Source organism: Amycolatopsis sp. NPDC004378 (genome assembly GCF_053602455.1).
In genome coordinates, this window is sequence record NZ_JBSGDR010000010.1 from 270,861 (window position 1) to 287,089 (window position 16,229).

A 16,229-nucleotide genomic window follows, 5' to 3' on the forward strand; every position below is an offset into this window, starting at 1 on the left:
CGCTCCGGCTAGTGTCGTGCGTCGTTAATTGGTTTACGGCTGTGGGTTTGCGATGATGGGTCATGCCTTTGTCGGGTTTGATGGTCAGTGGCGAGGACCGGGCCATTTTGGAGTCGTGGACGCGGTCCCGGGCGATCCGGGTGAGTCATGTCGAGCGAGCACGGATCGTGTTGGCGGTGGCGGATGGGCATGGCACCGCGGGCACGGCGCGACTGGTCGGGGTGTCCCGTCCGACGGTGATCAAGTGGCGTGACCGCTTCGCCGAACAGGGCCTGGCGGGGTTGGATGACGAGCCGCGTCCCGGGCGACCGAAGATCGTCGACGACGCCTCCATTATCGCCGCCACGCTGGAACCGCCACCGGAATCCTTGGCGGTAACGCACTGGTCGAGCCGGCTGCTGGGCCGGCACCTCGGGATCGGGGACGCGACCGTGGCCAGAGCGTGGCGCACGTATCACGTGCAGCCGTGGCGGCAGGAGACGTTCAAGTTCTCCACCGACCCGGAACTGGAGGCCAAGGTCCGGGACGTGGTCGGCCTCTACCTGAATCCGCCGGAGAAGGCGCTGGTGCTGTGCGTGGACGAGAAGTCTCAGATCCAGGCGCTAAACCGCACCGCGCCGATGCTGCCGCTGCGTCCCGGACTGCCGGAGAAGGCCACCCACGACTACAAACGCAACGGGACCACGACCTTGTTCGCGGCTCTGGAGATCGCGACCGGGAAGGTCATCGACCAGTGCTATGACCGGCACGGCAAAGCGGAGTTCCTCGACTTCCTCAAGAAGGTCGCCAAGGCCTACCCGCGCTGCGAACTGCATGTCGTGCTGGACAACTACCACACCCACAAGCACGCCGAGGTCAACGACTGGTTGGTCAGAAACCCGAGGATCACGTTGCACTTCACGCCTACCTCGGGCTCCTGGCTCAACCTGGTCGAAGTGCGGTCCACCGATGGCCGTGGGCAGCCGCACGCCGAGAGCGCACAGGCCACCGGCGGCCGCGCCGACGGCCAGGCCGGTCGCCGCGCCGCCCAGCGGGCGCAGCGCGTCGACGCGGTTGCGACGCTCGCGCCGGTTGCCGGGTATGCCGGCCCCGGCGTCGTCGGCGAGGGTGGCGATACGGCCGCCTTCGCATCCGTTGATCGTGCACATCGGTGCTGCGGAGCAGCTGGATAGCTGGGTTTCCGGCGTTTTCGACGCGGCGCGTGTGCTGGCCGAGAGCCTGTGGCCGGGTCCCCTCACCTTGGTCCTGCGACGTGGCGACCGGGTACCGCTGGAGGTCACCGGGGGATTGGAGACGGTGGCTCTGCGGGGCCCGCACACCCGGTCGCGCTCGAACTGCTGTCGGCCTTCGGCGGCGGTGTCGCCGCTCCGTCCGCCAACCGCTTCGGCTCGGTCAGCCCACCACGGCCGACCACGTCCGCCTCGAACTCGGCACGGACGTCGATTTCGTGCTGGACGGAGGTCCGTGCGAGGTCGGCGTGGAATCGACGATCGTCGACGCGACCGGGCCGGTCCCGAAGATCCTCCGGCCCGGCGGGGTGACGCCCGAGGACCTCGAAGCGGTGCTCGGGCGCCCGGTCTCAGCCGACTCGACGAGCCCCATCCGGGTGCCGGGCCGGCACCCGTCGCACTACGCGCCCCGCGCGACGGTGATCCTGGTCGAGCCCGCCACGATCGCCGCCGAGGCTAAGCGGGCACAAGAGCAGGGCCACCAAGCCGGGGTCTTCCTTCCGCCGTGCCTGGCCGATACCCCGGTGAAGGCGCACGCGGTCGTGGCGGTGCCGGAATCGATGGCCGCTTATGCGCGCCGGCTGTACGGGTTCCTGCGCGAACTCGACCAGCTGGGCTGCGACGTGATCATCGCGTCGCTGCCGGCGGAGGAGGGACTCGGAGTCGCGATCGCCAACCGGCTCCGCCGCGCCGCCGGTCCCCGTCAAGCCCCACTGATGGAGTCGCAAGCGACGCACTCAGGAGGCCGTGACGTCCACGCCGTGCGCGGCCACCACGTCCGCGCGGCCGTCGGCCAGCCGATAGCACAAGCCCACGACCGCCGCCTGGCCCGCGTCGACCCGCTCGGCGAGCACACGGGAGCGTTCCAACAGCAGGTCCACGGTGTGCCGGACGTGCTCGGCGAGGACCTCGTCGGCGTCGACCCGGCCGGCGGCTCGCGCCGCGAGCACGCTGGGCGTCACCCGCTCGACGACGTCCCGGATGTACCCGCCGGGAGTCACGCCGTCCTCGAGCGCGGCGGAGGCGGCGCCGACCGCGCCGCACGAGTCGTGACCGAGGACCACCACCAGCGGGCAGTCCAGCACCGCCACCCCGTACTCGATGCTGCCCAGCACCTCCGGGCCCGCGACATGACCTGCGGTGCGGACCACGAACAGGTCGCCGAGGCCGCGATCGAAGATGATCTCGGCGGCCAACCGGGAGTCGGAACAGCCGAACAGCACGGCGAACGGGGCCTGGCCGGGCTTGACCTCGGCGCGGCGTGCCGCGTCCTGGTTCGGGTGCTCAGGAGCGCCCGCCACGAATCGGCGGTTGCCGGCACGCAGCATCTCGAACGCTTCAGCAGGGGCAGGCGACTCGATCTTGGCCATGGCTACAGCCTAAGGGAAGGGTTCGCCGGGCCGAGCTGACCTAGCTTGACCGTTGAAATTCCGCCGCCGCGGGCGGCGGAGTTCGTTTCGTGGCTTGCGTGGCGGAGCACGTTGACAGGACCGGCGAAGCACCTGAACGTCCGGAGTCGACGTCCACTACCTGGACGGGACGCGGGTGCTCACTGTCTCGGCGACCTCGCTGCTGGGGGCGTGTTGCAGGGCCCGCCGCGGCTGGACTGCACGTTCTCGAGAATCTACATCGCCGGGCAGCGGACTATCGCGCCGGCTTCAGCGTGGTCGCGCTGCCGGTGCCGGCTCCAGTGCCTCGCCGCCGATGCCGAGCGCTGACGCGGGCCGGCGTCAGCATCACGGTGTCGGCGGCGAGGCGGCCGCAGCCGACCTCGAGTGTCCGGGCGAAGTCGAATTGCCGTTTCGGCGCGCAGCTACGAGGCGTTCACCTTCGGCATGATCTCTTCGGTCAGCCGCTTGAGGTCGTCCAGTGTCTTGGCCGTCGGGACGTCGCGGAACGGCGGCCACAGCAGCGGCATCGTCATCCCGGCTTCCTTGTACCGCTTGAGGATGTCTTCGATCTGCTGGGCGCTGCCCGCCAGCAGGTTCGTGCCCTTGCCCTTCGGGCTCTGGTCCATCGGCTCGTCGGTGATGACGAACCAGATCATGCTGCACATCTCGAACCCGTCGGGGAAGCCGCGGCCGAGCTCGCCCAGCTCGCGCTCCATCTCGCCCTTCCAGCGCCGGATGTCCTCCGGAGTGTCCTGGATGCCGATCCAGCCCTGCAGGCCGTACTTCGCGATGCGCTTGGCCGAGCGCTTCGGGTCTTTTAACCCGGAGAAGAAGATCGGCGGCTGCTCCTGCAGCGGCTTGTGCCCGAAGCCCGACAGCGGGAAGTCCGCGAACTCGCCGTGGTACTCGAACAGCTCGTTGGACCAGATGCCCTGCATGATCTCGATCGTCTCGCGAACGTGGGCGTGGCGGCGCGGGAACAGGTGCGGGACGCTGGCCGCGGCGAATTCCTCCGGCATCCAGCCGGAGCCGATGCCGACGTTGAGCCGGCCGCCGGACAGGTGGTCCTGGGTGGCGAGCTCGGCCGCTAGCACGCCGGGGGAGCGGTACGGCGTGTCGATGATGCTCATCCCGATGCGGACCTTCGTGGTCTTCGCGGCGAGCCAGGGGATCAGCGTCATGCCCTGGAACCACTTGCCGCGGGAGATCACGGGCAGGGCGTTGGGCAGATCGCTCATCATGCCGAACGGGTACTGCAGCTCCGCGCGGTCGGAGGTCTCCGGGACGGACACGCGGTCAAGTGTCCAGACGGAGTCGAAGTCGAGGTCCTCGGCCAGCGCGGTCAGGTCTTCCAGCTCCTTGACCGTGACCTCGTCGCGGAAGTTGGGCAGGTACAGGGCGAGCTTCATGCGTCCGGCCTCCTCGTGACGGCGTCGTCGCCGATGATCGTGTCGCGGCCGGCTCAACCCGGGCACACACGATTCTCAAATCCCCATCAACAACGCCGAGCGGAACCGCGCTCTGCCTCTATGTTCCTCACATGGCCGAGACGCTCTGGAGCCCCACGGCGGATCGCATCGAGAAGTCCGCGTTGCGCGCGTACCTGAACTGGCTGGAGGAGCGCGAGGGACGCGCTTTCCCGGATCACGACGCGCTGTGGGCCTGGTCGGTCGCGGATCTGGGCCGGTTCTGGCTCTCGATCGTCGACTACTACGACGTCGCCTTCTCGGCGAACTGGACGCGGGTGCGCACGGCCGACCCCATGCCGCACACCCGGTGGTTCCCCGGCGGACGGCTCAACTGGGCCCAGCACGCACTGCGGCACGGCGAGGACGACGCGTCCGCGCTGATGTGCGTGCGAGAGGATCACCTGGTCGAGCGGGAGATCACCTTCGGCGAGCTGCGCCGGTCGGTCGCGAGCGCGGCGGGCTGGCTCCGCCGCGCCGGCGTGCGTCCCGGCGATCGGGTCGGCGCCTACCTGCCCAACACCGAGCACGCGGTGATCGCCTGCCTGGCCACCGCCGCCGTCGGCGCGGTGTGGGCGTGCTGCTCCCCGGACTTCGGCGCCGAAGGCACCATCGGGCGTCTCGCCCAGCTCGAACCCACCGTGCTCATCGCGGCCGACGGCTACCACTGGAACGGCAAGGAGATCGACCGCGCCGACGTCGTCGCGCGACTGCGCGAGGAACTGCCAGGCCTGCGGCACTTCGTGCACGTCCCGTACGTGTTCGACCGGCCACTCCCCGCGGGTTCGACGCCGTGGGCCGACCTGCTCGCCCGCGACGAGCCCCTCGAGTTCGAGCCGGTCGAGTTCTCCCACCCGCTGTGGGTGCTGTTCACCTCCGGCACCACCGGCACGCCCAAGGGACTGGTGCACGGCCACGGCGGCATCACGCTGGAAGGGCTCAAGTGGTCCGGGCTCTACTGCGGGCTGCGGGCCGGCGAGCGGATGTGCGCGTTCACCTCGACCGGCTGGGCGCTGTGGAACATGCAGCTGGGCGCGCTCACCCAGGGCGCGGCCATCACGCTCTACGAGGGCAGCCCAACCCACCCGGCCGGCGCGATCTGGGCCGTCGCCGCGCGGGGCGACGTCCTGCTGCTCGGCGCCGCCGTCGTCACCGCGACCGCGAACACCGGAGTCTCACCCCGGCAGCACAACGACTTCGGCCGGCTGCGGCACGTGCTGGTCAGCGGGTCCGCCCTGCCCGCGGCGGGCTACCACTGGATCGCCGAGCACGTGCGCGCGGACCTGCGGATCGACTCGACCAGCGGCGGCACCGACATCTCCGGGTCGTTCGTCGGCGCCAGCGAGTACGACCCGGTCCGGGTGGGCCGCATCGGCGGGCGGCTCGCCGGCGTCGACTGCGCAGCCTGGGACGAGGACGGCCGCCCAGTGGTCGACGCGGTCGGCGACCTCGTTGTCACGCAGCCGATGCCGTCGATGCCGGTGTCCCTGTGGAACGATCCCGGTGCCGTCCGCTACACCGAGTCGTATTTCGACACCTGGCCTGGCGTGTGGCGCCACGGCGACTGGGTGACGGTCCACGCCGACGGCAGCGTCTCCATCCACGGCCGGTCGGACTCGACGCTCAACCGCCACGGGGTGCGGCTGGGCAGCAGCGACTTCTACGACGTGCTGGAAACCCAGCCGGAGATCACCGAAACCTTGGTGATCGGCGTCGACCTGCCCGACGACGGCTATTGGCTCGGGCTGTTCGTGGTTCCCGCGCCGGGCCACGCGCTCGACGACGCGCTCCGCGAGAAGATCGTCACGACGCTGCGGACCCGCCTGACCGCTCGGCACGTCCCCGACGAGATCGTCGAGGCGCCGGCCGTGCCGCACACGCTGAGCGGCAAGCGGCTGGAGGTGCCGATCAAGAAACTGTTGTCGGGCAAGGCGGTGGAGCAGGCCGTGAACCTCGCGTCCGTCGACGACCCGGACGCGTTGCGCTGGTACGCGCGCTTCGCCGAGCAGCGGGTCCGCTGATGCGTTTGGGTGTGACGCTCTCCCGGCTGTCCCCGGGGCCGCCGATCGCGGTCGCGGAATGGGCGAAACGGTTGGCGGGCGCGGGTTTCGAGAGCTTGTGGACACCGCAGATCATCGGGCGCGGCTTCTTCGTGCCGGACCCGTTCGTGACGCTGGCGGTCGCCGCCACGGTCACCGACGGCGTGGAGCTGGGGACGGCCACCGTGCAGGTGCCGCTGCACCATCCCGCCGACCTCGCCCACCGCATCCGGTCGCTGCGGTCGGTGTGCGGCGACCGGCTGGCCCTCGGCGTCAGCCCGGGGTCGACCGCCCTCGACTACGCGGCCCTCGACCGGGACTACTCCGCGCGGTTCCGGGTCTTCCGTGAGACCGTGCCGCGGCTGCGTGAGCTGCTGGATTCCAGCGGACCACCGCTGCTGCTCGGTTCGTGGGGCGCCAACGTCGAACGGGCGGCCCGGGAATTCGACGGCTGGCTGGCTTCGGCGTACCGCCGCACCCCCGAGCAGATCATCGAAGCCCACGAACGTTTCCGCGCCGCCGGCGGCGGCCGGGCGATCGTGTGCGCCATCCCGGTGTCCGAAGTGGACGATTTCGGCTCGGCGCGCGAGGTGCTGCGGCGCTATGCCGAAGCGGGCTTCGACGATGCCGTCGTGCTGATCGCGCCGGAGGGACCTGATCCCGCGCGGGTCAGGGCGTTGCTCTCGTGAGGGGCAGCCGCACTTCGACCGTTGTGCCTTCGCCCGCTTCGCTGGTCACCGTGAGCTGCCCGCCCATCGCTTCGGTAAGTCCTTTCGCGAGGGGCAGGCCCAGGCCGACGCCTTGGCCGGTGTCGGCGCCGAGCCGGTCGAACGGCGTGAACAGCCGCTCCAGGTGGTCCGCCGCGATGCCGCGGCCGCGGTCGGCGACCGTTACGACCGCGGCGCTGTCCTCGGTCCGAGTGGTGAAGGTGACGGTGCCGCCCGGCCGGTTGTAGCGGACGGCGTTGCCCGCGAGGTTCAGCAGCACCTGCTTGAGCCGCCGCTCGTCGCAATGCGCCGAGACCGGGGCGCACTCGTCGCGCAGGTGGACGTCTTCGGCGTCGGCGAGCGGCTCCAGCAGGTGCGCGACGTCGGTGACCACCGCCGTGACGTCGATGTCGGCCGGGTGCAGCGGCAGCGCGCGGGCCTCGATCCGCGCGACGTCCAGGACGTCGTCCACCATCGCCAGGATGTGCCCGGCGGCCGTGCTGATGTGTTCCAGCGCCGCCTTCCGGCGTTCCGGCGGCAGGTCGAGCGAACCCAGCAGCTCGGTGAACCCGGTGACGGCCTGCAGCGGCGTGCGCAGCTCGTGGCCGAGGGCGGCGACGAAGTCGGTCTTGGCCAGGCTGGCTTGTTCGGCGGCCTGGCGGGCCACTTCGGCCTCGCGGCGGCCGCGGCGTTCCCGCTCGGCGGCGCGGCGCTGGGTGACGTCGAGGACGTTGGCGATCAGCCGGACGGGCCGGCCGTCGGGCCCGGCCACCGGGGACACCGAGACGACGACGTCCAACGTGCGTCCGTCGGGGTGGTGCAGGGTCGCCTCGTACGGCGGGGCGCCGGCCGGGGCGAGCAGTTCGTCGAGACGGGTGCCGTCGAGTTCGGATTCGGTGCGTCCGAGCAGGTCTCGCAGGGCTTCGTTGGTCCGGGTCACGGCGCCGTCAGGCTCGGTGATGGCCATGCCGGTCACGTTGTCGTCGAAGGCTCGCCGGAACCGCTCTTCGCTGTCGGCCAGCGCGCCGAACAGCGCGTCGTGGTCGATGGCCACCGACGCGAGGTGGGTGAGCCGGTCGACGAGGTCGCGTTCGCGGGGCGTCGGCTGGTGGGTCCGTTCGTGGTAGACGGCGAACGTGCCGACGACCCCCGCCCGGCCGCGGATCGGCGTCGACCAGCAGGCCCGCAGCCGGTGGGCGCCCGCTAGGTCGCGGAAGCGCACCCAGCGAGGGTCGGTGGTGACGTCCTCGGCGACGACCGGCACGCCGAGATAAGCCGCTGCCCCGCAGGAGCCGGCGTCCCGGCCTATGGCGAGCCCGTCGATGCTCGCGGAGTAGGCCGCGGGCAGAGAGGGTGCCGCGCCGTGGCGCAGCGTCGCCGACGCCGGGTCGAGCAGCAGGATCGAGCAGCGGCAGCCGGGCATGAGCCGCTCGAGCGCGGTCGCGACCTCGGTCAGCACCGCGGCCAGCGGTGTCCCGCCCGCGATCCGTTCCAGGACGTCGGACTGCACCCGCAGCAGCGCCTCGGTGTCGCCGACGGCCTCGTGGACGCCGGTCACGGCTCGAACCGGTAGCCGACGCCGCGGACGGTTCGCACGAGCCGGGGCCCGAGCTTCTGGCGCAGCCGGTGGACGTGTTCGGTGACGGTGGCTTCGCTCTGCCACTCGGCGGCGCTGGCCCAGACGCGTTCGAGCAGCTGGGCGCGGGTGAACACCTGCCGCGGGCGGGCGGCGAGAAACACCAGCAGGTCGAACTCCTTGGCGGTCGCGGCGATTTCGCGGCCGTCGAGGAAGACTTCGCGCGCGGCGTGGTCGATCCGCAGTCCGGCCGCGGTCACCGGCGACGCGGGTACGGCCCGCCGCAGCACCGAGCGCACGCGGGCGGCCAGCTCGCCGGGAGAGAAGGGCTTCACGAGGTAGTCGTCGGCCCCTAGGTCGAGCCCGACGATCCGGTCGGTCTCGCCGCTGCGGCCCGACAGGACGATCACCGGCAGTGCGGCGCCGCCGGCGGACCGCTCGCGGTCCCGCAGCCGCCGCAGCACGTCGAGCCCGCCGACGCCGGGCAGGGCGAGGTCCAGGATGACGAGGTCGAGCTGCTCGCGTTCGATGGTCTCGAGGGCCCGGCGCCCGTCGGCGGCTTCGGCGACCCGGAACCCTTCGGCCTCCAGCTGCCAGGTGACGACGGTCCGCACGCGTGGATCATCATCGACGACCAGGACCAGCCGCCCGACGGCATTGCGCCGATCGGCCGGCGTCGCGGTAGCATCCATCGCGGCTCCTTCCCCGGGTGGGGGACCGCTGCGCTGCGGTCCCCGCCCATGGTGCCTCACCTGCGGAGAAGGAGCCAGATCGGCCGGACTGGGTGGCTCCTGGGTGCTCGCCGACCTGCCGGCCGAGCCGATCAGGTCACGATCCCGCGGGTGCGGGTCCTGGGCGCCGGCACACGTGGCCGGCGTCGACTGCGCCCTGCTCGACCTCCAGCTGCCGGACGCGACCGGCCTGACCACGCTCAGGAGGTTGCGCCGGCACCGTCCCGAGGTGGCCGTCGTGGTGTTGACCGGCCAGAACGACACCGCGACCGGCGTGGCGGCGGTCGCTGCCGGCGCGCAGGACGACCTCGGCAAGGACCAGGTCGACGACCACCTGCTGATGCTGGCCATACGCTACGCCTGGGAACGGGCCCGCGCGGACGGCGTCGAAGAGCACCTGCTGGAACAGCAGATGCTCGCGGGGGAAAACGCGCGCCTCGATTGCGGCGTCCGCCCCACTCCACTGCTCGAGGATCCGCGGCTCGATCTTGACGTCCGCTACCGGCCGGGCCGCGACGGCGCCCTGCTCGGCGGGGATTTTTACGACACCGTCGAGCTGGCTGACGGCACGGTCGAGGTGATCATCGGCGACGTCGGCGGCCACGGGCCGGACGAGGCCGCGCTCGGGGTGGCCCTGCGGAGCACGTGGCGGGCGCTCGTGCTGGTGTCTTGCCCATGGTCGAGCGGGTCCTGGAGAACGAGCAGATCGAGCCGCTGTCGGGCACCGTGTGCACTTTCACGGTCGCGCCGGACCGGACGTCCGCGCGGATGACGCGGGCCGGTCACCCGCCACCCCTGCTGCTGCCGGCGGACCGCCCAGCCGCGCTCCTTCCCCCGACCGCCCTCGGCCCGCCGGGCGTGCCGTCGCGAAGACCCCGGCGGCAGACCGAGGTGTTCTTGACCGCGGGTTGGTCGCTGCTGCTCTACACCGACGGGATCTTCGAGGGCCGGACCGCGCGTGGCGACCGGCTGGGCCACGAAGAATTGGCCGTGCTGGCCGAAGAGGAGATCGCGCGGCCGGTAACGCATCGGCGTGACCCGCGCCCGCCCGACACGGGTGCGGCGTGTCCGTTTCGTGGCGGCACTCTACGCCGACGGGCTTGAGCCGCGGGCGCAGGTGAATCACCAGATCGGCGGCAGAGGGGCCGCGGAGGCAGGCCAGCTGGTCGAGGGCGGCCTCGTCGAGCGTGATCTTCGCGAGGATCAACGGCATCTGGTCGAAGACACGCTGCACCAGCCGGCCTTGGCTGCCAGCCCCGGAATGCCCACCCATGCTGTCTCCGCGCGCTTCGCAAGAGACTGTGGAAGGGCCGGCAACGGCAATTGCGCCAGGTTCCTGCCGCGTCATCGACGACCTCCGCGAGCGCGACGAGCTTTCACTCGGCGAGCGCCGGCATCGACTGCGTCGGCTGTGGGTGTTGCAGCGGCAGGCTGCTGCCAGGCGAAAGCCGACGGCAGTCCGCGCGAGACGGCGATCAACGAGCCGCGCCGACCGGGACGGCATCGCAACGCTTCCGAACCGTTTGGCGAACACCAAGCGGCAGATCTTCGAGACTGTCGCCGGAGGCTGCCCGACGATGTGAGCCGGAACGGTCGAGCCCGCTTGCTTCAGCCCGTTAGCAGGCTCCGCAGCACGGCTCGGCGCCGACCCGGAGCCGACCGGGAACAACTCGCTCCGAACCAGATCATCGCCTGGAGGGGAGACACACACGGCAAACCGAGCGCCTGCACCCGGCGAAGCACCGCCGCGTCAGCCGACGTGCCATGACCGGCAAGGACGTAGTCATCCACCACAGCACAGACCAGCTCGGCGTGCGGTACTTCGATAGGTGTGAAACGTGCCGCCTCGGCCGCGTGCAAGGTATTGCTCAGCTGCAGCGAGTCGCCGAGGAAGATGACCGTCCTACCGCTCCTCGGCCCGCGCCGCCTCGATTCGGTGCGTCGCATTCGAAGAGAATTCCCTCTTCGGGCGCTCGACAAACATCGCTCAAGGCCAGGTGGCAGGGCGGCCTTGCTCCGCTCGGACGCGCTTCCCCGTGCCGCGGGGGAAGCCGTGCTTGCCCAGCCGGACTTCGGCGAGCTCATCCGCGCTGGTGATGGTGAAGAACAGGCTCAACACCAGGCTCAATGCCAGCCCGCCGAGCACGAACCCCACCGGTAGCGGGGTGAGGGTGGTCAACAGGAGGAACACCACGCCCAACCACGGAAGTGCTTCGAAGCACACGCGCGCGGCGAAGCGTAGTAGCCAGGTGCGGGCGGTGGCGTCGTGCAGTACCCACTCACGGTAGCGATCCGGCAGTCGCCGTCCGTAGACATAGCCGATCCACCGCACGGGTCCCGGTCGGTGCATTTCCATGCATGCCGGGTTACCCACTCGACGCTGCGGCAATCCGGTTCGTCGCCTGCCGCGTGGAGCTGCCCGAAGGTCCTCGGCGGTCACAATCCACGTCGGCCTCTGCCTCACGTTCGGTCATGAGCTGACGACGCCACCGCTGGTGTGGCTCGCCGCGCCGCACACGGACGTCGGCTCGCTGATCGTCGAGGACATCGCCGGGCCGAGCGGGTCGGCCGAACGCCGTGGGTGCCTCGCGGGCGCAATTCCGCTCGCGGCTCGTTGGCGGGATCGTGGGCCGCACGTGGGAGCTGTCGCTCGCCGCAGCGGCGGTGTCGGGCGCTTGACTACTTTTTGCCGGCGGGGTCGCCGTTCATCATCTTGAGCATCGGCAGGCCGCCGGTGCGGGCGAACCGGACCAGCAGCACCGCCGCGAGCGCCAGGACGGCGACGTTCAGCCAGGTCGTGTAGTTCCAGGAGATCCCGCGGTCCAGCACGGTGGCGTCCCGAGCCGTTGGGGTGAACCCGGTGGCGCCGAAGAGGAGCTCGACTGCGTAGCCGGCCACGACCATCGCGGCGTAGAAAGTACCGAGCAGCACCAGCATCATGCGCACGCCGTAGTACTTCCGGTAGATGTTCAGGATCGGCAGGATCAGCAGATCGGCGAACAGGAACGAAACCACACCGCCGAAGCTGATGCCGCCGTTCCACAGCACCGCCGCCAACGGCGCGTTCGCCACCGAGCAGACGAACGACAGGATCGCCACGACCGGCCCGATCAGAGGACCCCACACCGCCGACAGGACGGGGTGACCTTCGAAGAACAGGGCGTGCCACCAGGAGTCCGGCACCCACGCCCCGACCGCGCCGGCGATGAGCAACCCGATCACCAGGTCGCGCAGGATCGCCGCCCATTCCATGACGAACACGTGCGCCACCGCGGTGAAGCCTTCACCCGAACCGAACCGGGCCAGGAAAGACCCCTCCCGGTGGACGGACATGTCCATGGCCGCGTGGCCCTCCATCGACCCGGCCAGGCCACGCTCGGCCTGTTCCCGGGCCTTCTCCAGGAGACGTCCGCGGACGAACAGCCGGAACAGCACGGCCAGCGCCACGATCATGATGGGCCCGCCGACGAACTCCGCGACGGTGAACCGCCAGCCCAGCAGCAGGGCGAGGATGACGCCGAGCTCGGCGACGAGATTGGTCGAGCCGATCTCGAACGCCATCGCCGCGGTGAAGTGCGAGCCCTTGCGGAACAGTGAGCGGGCCAGCGCGACCGCAGCGTAGGAGCACGACGACGAGGCCGCACCCAGCCCTGCGGCCACCGCGAGGGTGCGCGGCCGGTCGTCGCCGAGCAGTCTTGCGATGGTCGCCTTGCGCACCACGGCCTGCACGACCGCCGACAGCGCAAAACCAAGGATCAAGGCCCACAGGATTTCCCAGAGCATGGAGCCGGTCATCGCCAGCGCCCGGCCGATCGCCGCCCACATCGCGTCAGTGCGACCCGGTGGCGACGTGGATGACGGCGGCCATGTCCTCGTCGCCGTGTTCGTCTTCGGCGGCGGCGTATTAGGCGTGCAGGGCGGTCATCAGCCGGTCGTCGACGCCGGCGTCGCGCATCGCGTCGAGGATGAGAGCGCTGTCCTTCACCGCGCCGCCGAGCCCGAACGACGGCTCGAGCTCGTCGGAGATCATGGCCTTGCCCTTGAGCTGGGCGTAGGCGCAGTCGAGCGGGCCGCCGCCGATCACGTCGAGGAACCCGCCGGGGTCGATGCCGAGCCGGTCGGCGAGCGCGACGCTCTGTGCGGTGGCGGCGGTGACCGACAGCACCCAGGCGTTGGCGGCGAGCTTGAGCCGGTGTCCGTCGCCCGGCTGCTCGCCGACCCACACCGTGCGGGCGCCGATGGCGTCGAATACCGGGGACACGGCGTCCTTCAGGTCGGCGGGGCCGCCGGCGAGGACGATGAGCTTGCCTTCCTCGGCCGGTTGCTTGGTGCCCAAGACCGGGGCGTCGACGAACGAGGTGCCGTGTTCGCGAGCGAGGTCGGCGAGACGGGCGGTGCCGGCGAGGCCGACGGTACCCGACTGGACCCACACGGTGTCCGGCCCGAAAGCGGGCAGTACCCGGCCCATGATGTCGGCGACCGCGTCGGTGTCGAAGAGCATGGTGAGCACGACGTCAGCGCCCGCGACGGCGTCGGCCGGGTCGTCGGCGACGGTGATGCCTTCCTCGGCGAGCTGGCGAGCCTTTTCGGTGGTGCGGTTCCAGGCGGTGACGGTGAATCCGGCTTTGGCGAGGGAGCGCGCCATGCCGCTGCCCATGAGTCCCGTGCCGAGCACGGCTGCGGTGTTGGTCATGCTTCGGCGGTACCCGCCCGGGCCGGGGAGAAACCTGCAAGGGTGACGGTTCGCCGCGAAAGTTCCCGTTGCCGAACGGGTCTTCGAGCAGCCCTTGCAGCTCCAACCCCTTGTGCTGCGAGTCGTTAGGACCACGGTTTTCGTCCGACGTGAGTTGTCCTCGTCAGGTGCCCGAAGCTAGTGCGTCACGGTCTGTTCGTTCCGCTCGGGGCTGTCGAGGTACGTCATTCCTCTTTTCCACAAAGGTTTTGCGGACCGCATGCTGTGGCGTCCACTGTAGACGTGAGGCCTGCGCGCGAGCAGCTTCCTGTGAGCTGGCATTACGCACATCAGGTCGTCAGGTGCGGGCGATGTGGGGAGGACCGCCCGGGCGTGGGCGTAGCTCCTGCACGCGAGCTCGCCGGAAACGACGACGGTGACCGCGCCGAGGCCGGTTTCGGCGACCTTTTGTGGTCGGCAAGGTCGGGAGGACGTCGCTGTCACGGCGCGATCCCGACGACGGGCCTTGGCTGTGACATGCGGGACTGCCGAGATCGAGCCGGCCGCGGGGTGAACCGGATGTGTCCGGACGCAGGCGCCGACCTTGCCGCCGAACTTCGCGTAGTGCGGTTGCGGCCCGTCGCCTCAGGAGGTATGCCCGGCGAGCGGATCGGGGGCGGCGCCTGAATGGCGGGATGACCTGATGGTAAAACCGGTGCAGGACGACCTCGAGCGAGAATTCCTGGTCGAGAGACGTCGCAGAGCTCGGGTGTTCTCGTGAGCAGCCAGCAGCCCATGGGAGTCCGGACTTCGACGGGATTCTGTGCCTGCCGAAGGGACGAAGGGACCGAGCGGGGACGCGCGGCGGGCAGGCGGCGCCCGACGGCACCTGGATGGCGTCCGATCCCTTCACAGACCGCTGGGCAGTACGTTGATGGGAACGAGTGCCCACACCACCTTGCCGTCCCCGTCCGCGCGGACGCCCCAATCGATGGACAGCTGGCCGACCAGCCGGAGTCCGTAGCCGCCGGTCCCGAACTGGCGCTGCCGGACCCGCTGCGTCACGGGATCCTTGTCGCTGACCTCGACCAGCAACGTGTCCGCCGCGCGGATCACGCGCAGCCGGCGTACCGCCGTGGCGTGCTGGTATGCGTTGGCGATGAGTTCGTCCATCACGAGAAGCACGGCGCCGAAGCTGTCGGCCGCGTCCGCGCCGAACGTCAGAGCCTCCGCCACTACGTTCCTGACCTGCCGTAGGTCGGGCCGCCCCGCGAGATCGACCGCCGTCTCGGCGGCCGCGGCGACTCGCCCGTACAGCCCGGTCAGCTCTTCGTCGAAGTCCATGCCAGGTCCGGCCTCCCTCACCACCACTCCGGTTCGAATTCGTGCCGGGAGCGGGATCGGATGGGTCCGTCGCTCGATCGGACAAGTCTCACCTGTCCGATGAAGTGGCCGCACCGAATGGACTGAACCAGATCAGCACACCCTGGGAAGGCAGGGGCAGGACATGACGACACGGTCGAAGACGCACAACAACGCGGCGGCCCAGGCCGCCGCCATGGTGGTGGCCGCGGTGTTCCTCTTGGTCGGGATCCTCGATTTCGTTCCCGGCGTGAGCACCCGCTCCAGCGAACTGACCTTCGCCGGTCCCAGCTCGATGGCGATGCTGCTCGGGCTGTTCATGGTGTCGGTGCTGCACAACATCGTCCATCGGCTTTTCGGAGACCACACGGTCTTCTGGGTGCACGGATTGGTGATCGACCGCTTGAGCGCTGCCGATTTCGCTCCGGTCAACACGGCCGACAACTGGGCTGCACCTCGGTCTGGGAGCCGACCCGATCGCTTCGGGCGTGCTCACCCGTTCGAGCCGGTAACGTGCGGGAACGAGCACAGGATGCCTACCGGAACAGGAACAGGCCCATGAGCGTTGCCGTTGACCCGCACGACGAGCCGGGCTCGGTTCACCCCGGGGGACCGGTCACGCTCAGCGCTGCCGGCGAGATCGCCGACCCCTCGGCGATCGAGGACATCGCGATTCACATGTTCGCGCTTCCCCCGGCAGTGCCCGTGGTCGTGGACCTCTCGGCGGTGACCTACCTGAGCATGGAGGCCATCGCACCGCTGGTGTTGCTGGCGCGGCACTGCGTCGCCGAGGGGCGCCGGCTCCGGATCGAGTCCTCGGAGCCGGCGCACCGGAAGCTCGTGACGATGGGCTTGGACCGCGTGATCCCGTTGGCCGGGGGTGCGGAGCCAGGACGGTGAAACCGCGTCGGCGAGCCGGTGTCCGGAGGGGTGCGGACAGTCGAGGCCGCACCCCTCCGGGCGGTCAGTGAGGCAGGTGGAAGTCGTTGCCGGAGCCGATGCTCAGGTGGCTCAGGTCGGCGCCGATGTTGCCGCTGAGGGCGCCGTCGCCGATGT

General features: G+C 70.3%; 14 protein-coding genes and 3 pseudogenes. 9 read left to right on the plus strand and 8 right to left on the minus strand.

Annotated elements, in window-relative coordinates; translation table 11 throughout:
* Positions 1 to 62: 62 nt before the first annotated feature.
* The 3 pseudogenes from ACWEN0_RS28190 to ACWEN0_RS28200 all read left to right on the plus strand — a co-directional run.
* Positions 63 to 938, plus strand: a pseudogene (locus ACWEN0_RS28190) (IS630 family transposase); the annotation flags it as partial.
* A gap of 142 nt (positions 939 to 1,080) precedes the next feature.
* Positions 1,081 to 1,266, plus strand: a pseudogene (locus ACWEN0_RS28195) (L-threonylcarbamoyladenylate synthase); the annotation flags it as partial.
* Positions 1,267 to 1,447: 181 nt separating this feature from the next.
* Positions 1,448 to 1,867, plus strand: a pseudogene (locus ACWEN0_RS28200) (L-threonylcarbamoyladenylate synthase); the annotation flags it as partial.
* A 99-nt stretch (positions 1,868 to 1,966) separates the two neighbouring features.
* Here ACWEN0_RS28200 and ACWEN0_RS28205 read toward each other — a convergent pair.
* Entirely contained in the window at positions 1,967 to 2,599 is a 633-nt protein-coding gene (locus ACWEN0_RS28205) for a carbonic anhydrase (RefSeq protein WP_451979768.1), read from the minus strand.
* A gap of 443 nt (positions 2,600 to 3,042) precedes the next feature.
* Positions 3,043 to 4,029, minus strand: a complete 987-nt coding sequence (locus ACWEN0_RS28210) for an LLM class flavin-dependent oxidoreductase (protein ID WP_451979771.1) — start codon at positions 4,027 to 4,029, stop codon at positions 3,043 to 3,045.
* 131 nt (positions 4,030 to 4,160) lie between these two features.
* On the opposite strand from ACWEN0_RS28210, the gene ACWEN0_RS28215 reads away from it, so the two are divergent.
* Positions 4,161 to 6,107 (plus strand): acetoacetate--CoA ligase, encoded by a 1,947-nt coding sequence (locus ACWEN0_RS28215; protein ID WP_451979774.1) that lies wholly within the window; start codon positions 4,161 to 4,163, stop codon positions 6,105 to 6,107.
* Positions 6,107 to 6,814, plus strand: coding sequence for an LLM class flavin-dependent oxidoreductase (locus tag ACWEN0_RS28220; protein WP_451979777.1), 708 nt, complete (start codon positions 6,107 to 6,109; stop codon positions 6,812 to 6,814). Before ACWEN0_RS28215 ends, ACWEN0_RS28220 begins: the two co-directional genes overlap by 1 nt.
* Here the strand turns inward: ACWEN0_RS28220 and ACWEN0_RS28225 are convergent.
* Positions 6,795 to 8,390, minus strand: coding sequence for an ATP-binding protein (locus tag ACWEN0_RS28225; protein ID WP_451979780.1), 1,596 nt, complete (start codon positions 8,388 to 8,390; stop codon positions 6,795 to 6,797). The genes ACWEN0_RS28220 and ACWEN0_RS28225 overlap by 20 nt on opposite strands.
* Positions 8,387 to 9,100, minus strand: a complete 714-nt coding sequence (locus ACWEN0_RS28230) for a response regulator transcription factor (protein ID WP_451979783.1) — start codon at positions 9,098 to 9,100, stop codon at positions 8,387 to 8,389. Before ACWEN0_RS28230 ends, ACWEN0_RS28225 begins: the two co-directional genes overlap by 4 nt.
* 175 nt (positions 9,101 to 9,275) lie before the next feature.
* On the opposite strand from ACWEN0_RS28230, the gene ACWEN0_RS28235 reads away from it, so the two are divergent.
* Both ACWEN0_RS28235 and ACWEN0_RS28240 read left to right on the plus strand, forming a co-directional pair.
* A complete protein-coding gene (locus ACWEN0_RS28235) occupies positions 9,276 to 9,911 on the plus strand; it encodes a response regulator (protein ID WP_451979836.1) in 636 nt (211 codons plus the stop codon).
* Positions 9,815 to 10,243 carry a SpoIIE family protein phosphatase gene (locus ACWEN0_RS28240; RefSeq protein WP_451979786.1) on the plus strand — a complete coding sequence of 143 codons (429 nt, stop codon included), beginning with the start codon at positions 9,815 to 9,817 and terminating at the stop codon, positions 10,241 to 10,243. Before ACWEN0_RS28235 ends, ACWEN0_RS28240 begins: the two co-directional genes overlap by 97 nt.
* Positions 10,244 to 11,126: 883 nt before the next feature.
* Here ACWEN0_RS28240 and ACWEN0_RS28245 read toward each other — a convergent pair.
* The 4 genes from ACWEN0_RS28245 to ACWEN0_RS28260 all read right to left on the minus strand — a co-directional run bounded on the left by ACWEN0_RS28245 (position 11,127) and on the right by ACWEN0_RS28260 (position 15,155).
* Complete coding sequence (locus ACWEN0_RS28245; protein WP_451979789.1) at positions 11,127 to 11,495, minus strand: DUF5313 family protein; 369 nt, start codon at positions 11,493 to 11,495, stop codon at positions 11,127 to 11,129.
* 323 nt (positions 11,496 to 11,818) lie between these two features.
* Positions 11,819 to 12,964 (minus strand): permease, encoded by a 1,146-nt coding sequence (locus ACWEN0_RS28250; protein WP_451979792.1) that lies wholly within the window; start codon positions 12,962 to 12,964, stop codon positions 11,819 to 11,821.
* A gap of 79 nt (positions 12,965 to 13,043) precedes the next feature.
* Positions 13,044 to 13,832 carry an NAD(P)-dependent oxidoreductase gene (locus ACWEN0_RS28255; RefSeq protein WP_451979795.1) on the minus strand — a complete coding sequence of 263 codons (789 nt, stop codon included), beginning with the start codon at positions 13,830 to 13,832 and terminating at the stop codon, positions 13,044 to 13,046.
* A gap of 888 nt (positions 13,833 to 14,720) precedes the next feature.
* Positions 14,721 to 15,155 carry an ATP-binding protein gene (locus ACWEN0_RS28260; protein WP_451979798.1) on the minus strand — a complete coding sequence of 145 codons (435 nt, stop codon included), beginning with the start codon at positions 15,153 to 15,155 and terminating at the stop codon, positions 14,721 to 14,723.
* Between the two features lie 163 nt (positions 15,156 to 15,318).
* Here ACWEN0_RS28260 and ACWEN0_RS28265 point away from each other — a divergent pair, with 163 nt between their 5' ends.
* Together ACWEN0_RS28265 and ACWEN0_RS28270 are read left to right on the plus strand one after the other, a co-directional pair.
* Positions 15,319 to 15,735, plus strand: a complete 417-nt coding sequence (locus ACWEN0_RS28265) for a DUF4383 domain-containing protein (protein WP_451979801.1) — start codon at positions 15,319 to 15,321, stop codon at positions 15,733 to 15,735.
* Positions 15,732 to 16,073, plus strand: coding sequence for an STAS domain-containing protein (locus ACWEN0_RS28270; RefSeq protein WP_451979804.1), 342 nt, complete (start codon positions 15,732 to 15,734; stop codon positions 16,071 to 16,073). The genes ACWEN0_RS28265 and ACWEN0_RS28270 overlap by 4 nt, the downstream gene beginning before the upstream one ends.
* Positions 16,074 to 16,229: the final 156 nt, after the last annotated feature.

Bases quoted from the DNA above. Each gene is read 5' to 3' on its own strand.
- ACWEN0_RS28205 (WP_451979768.1), bottom strand. From the start codon at position 2,599: ATGGCCAAGATCGAGTCGCCTGCCCCTGCTGAAGCGTTCGAGATGCTG.
- ACWEN0_RS28210 (WP_451979771.1), bottom strand. From the start codon at position 4,029: ATGAAGCTCGCCCTGTACCTGCCCAACTTCCGCGACGAGGTCACGGTC.
- ACWEN0_RS28220 (WP_451979777.1), top strand. From the start codon at position 6,107: ATGCGTTTGGGTGTGACGCTCTCCCGGCTGTCCCCGGGGCCGCCGATC.
- ACWEN0_RS28240 (WP_451979786.1), top strand. From the start codon at position 9,815: ATGGTCGAGCGGGTCCTGGAGAACGAGCAGATCGAGCCGCTGTCGGGC.
- ACWEN0_RS28270 (WP_451979804.1), top strand. From the start codon at position 15,732: ATGAGCGTTGCCGTTGACCCGCACGACGAGCCGGGCTCGGTTCACCCC.
- ACWEN0_RS28250 (WP_451979792.1), bottom strand. From the start codon at position 12,964: ATGTGGGCGGCGATCGGCCGGGCGCTGGCGATGACCGGCTCCATGCTC.
- ACWEN0_RS28265 (WP_451979801.1), top strand. From the start codon at position 15,319: ATGACGACACGGTCGAAGACGCACAACAACGCGGCGGCCCAGGCCGCC.
- ACWEN0_RS28260 (WP_451979798.1), bottom strand. From the start codon at position 15,155: ATGGACTTCGACGAAGAGCTGACCGGGCTGTACGGGCGAGTCGCCGCG.
- ACWEN0_RS28215 (WP_451979774.1), top strand. From the start codon at position 4,161: ATGGCCGAGACGCTCTGGAGCCCCACGGCGGATCGCATCGAGAAGTCC.
- ACWEN0_RS28255 (WP_451979795.1), bottom strand. From the start codon at position 13,832: ATGACCAACACCGCAGCCGTGCTCGGCACGGGACTCATGGGCAGCGGC.
- ACWEN0_RS28230 (WP_451979783.1), bottom strand. From the start codon at position 9,100: ATGGATGCTACCGCGACGCCGGCCGATCGGCGCAATGCCGTCGGGCGG.
- ACWEN0_RS28245 (WP_451979789.1), bottom strand. From the start codon at position 11,495: ATGGAAATGCACCGACCGGGACCCGTGCGGTGGATCGGCTATGTCTAC.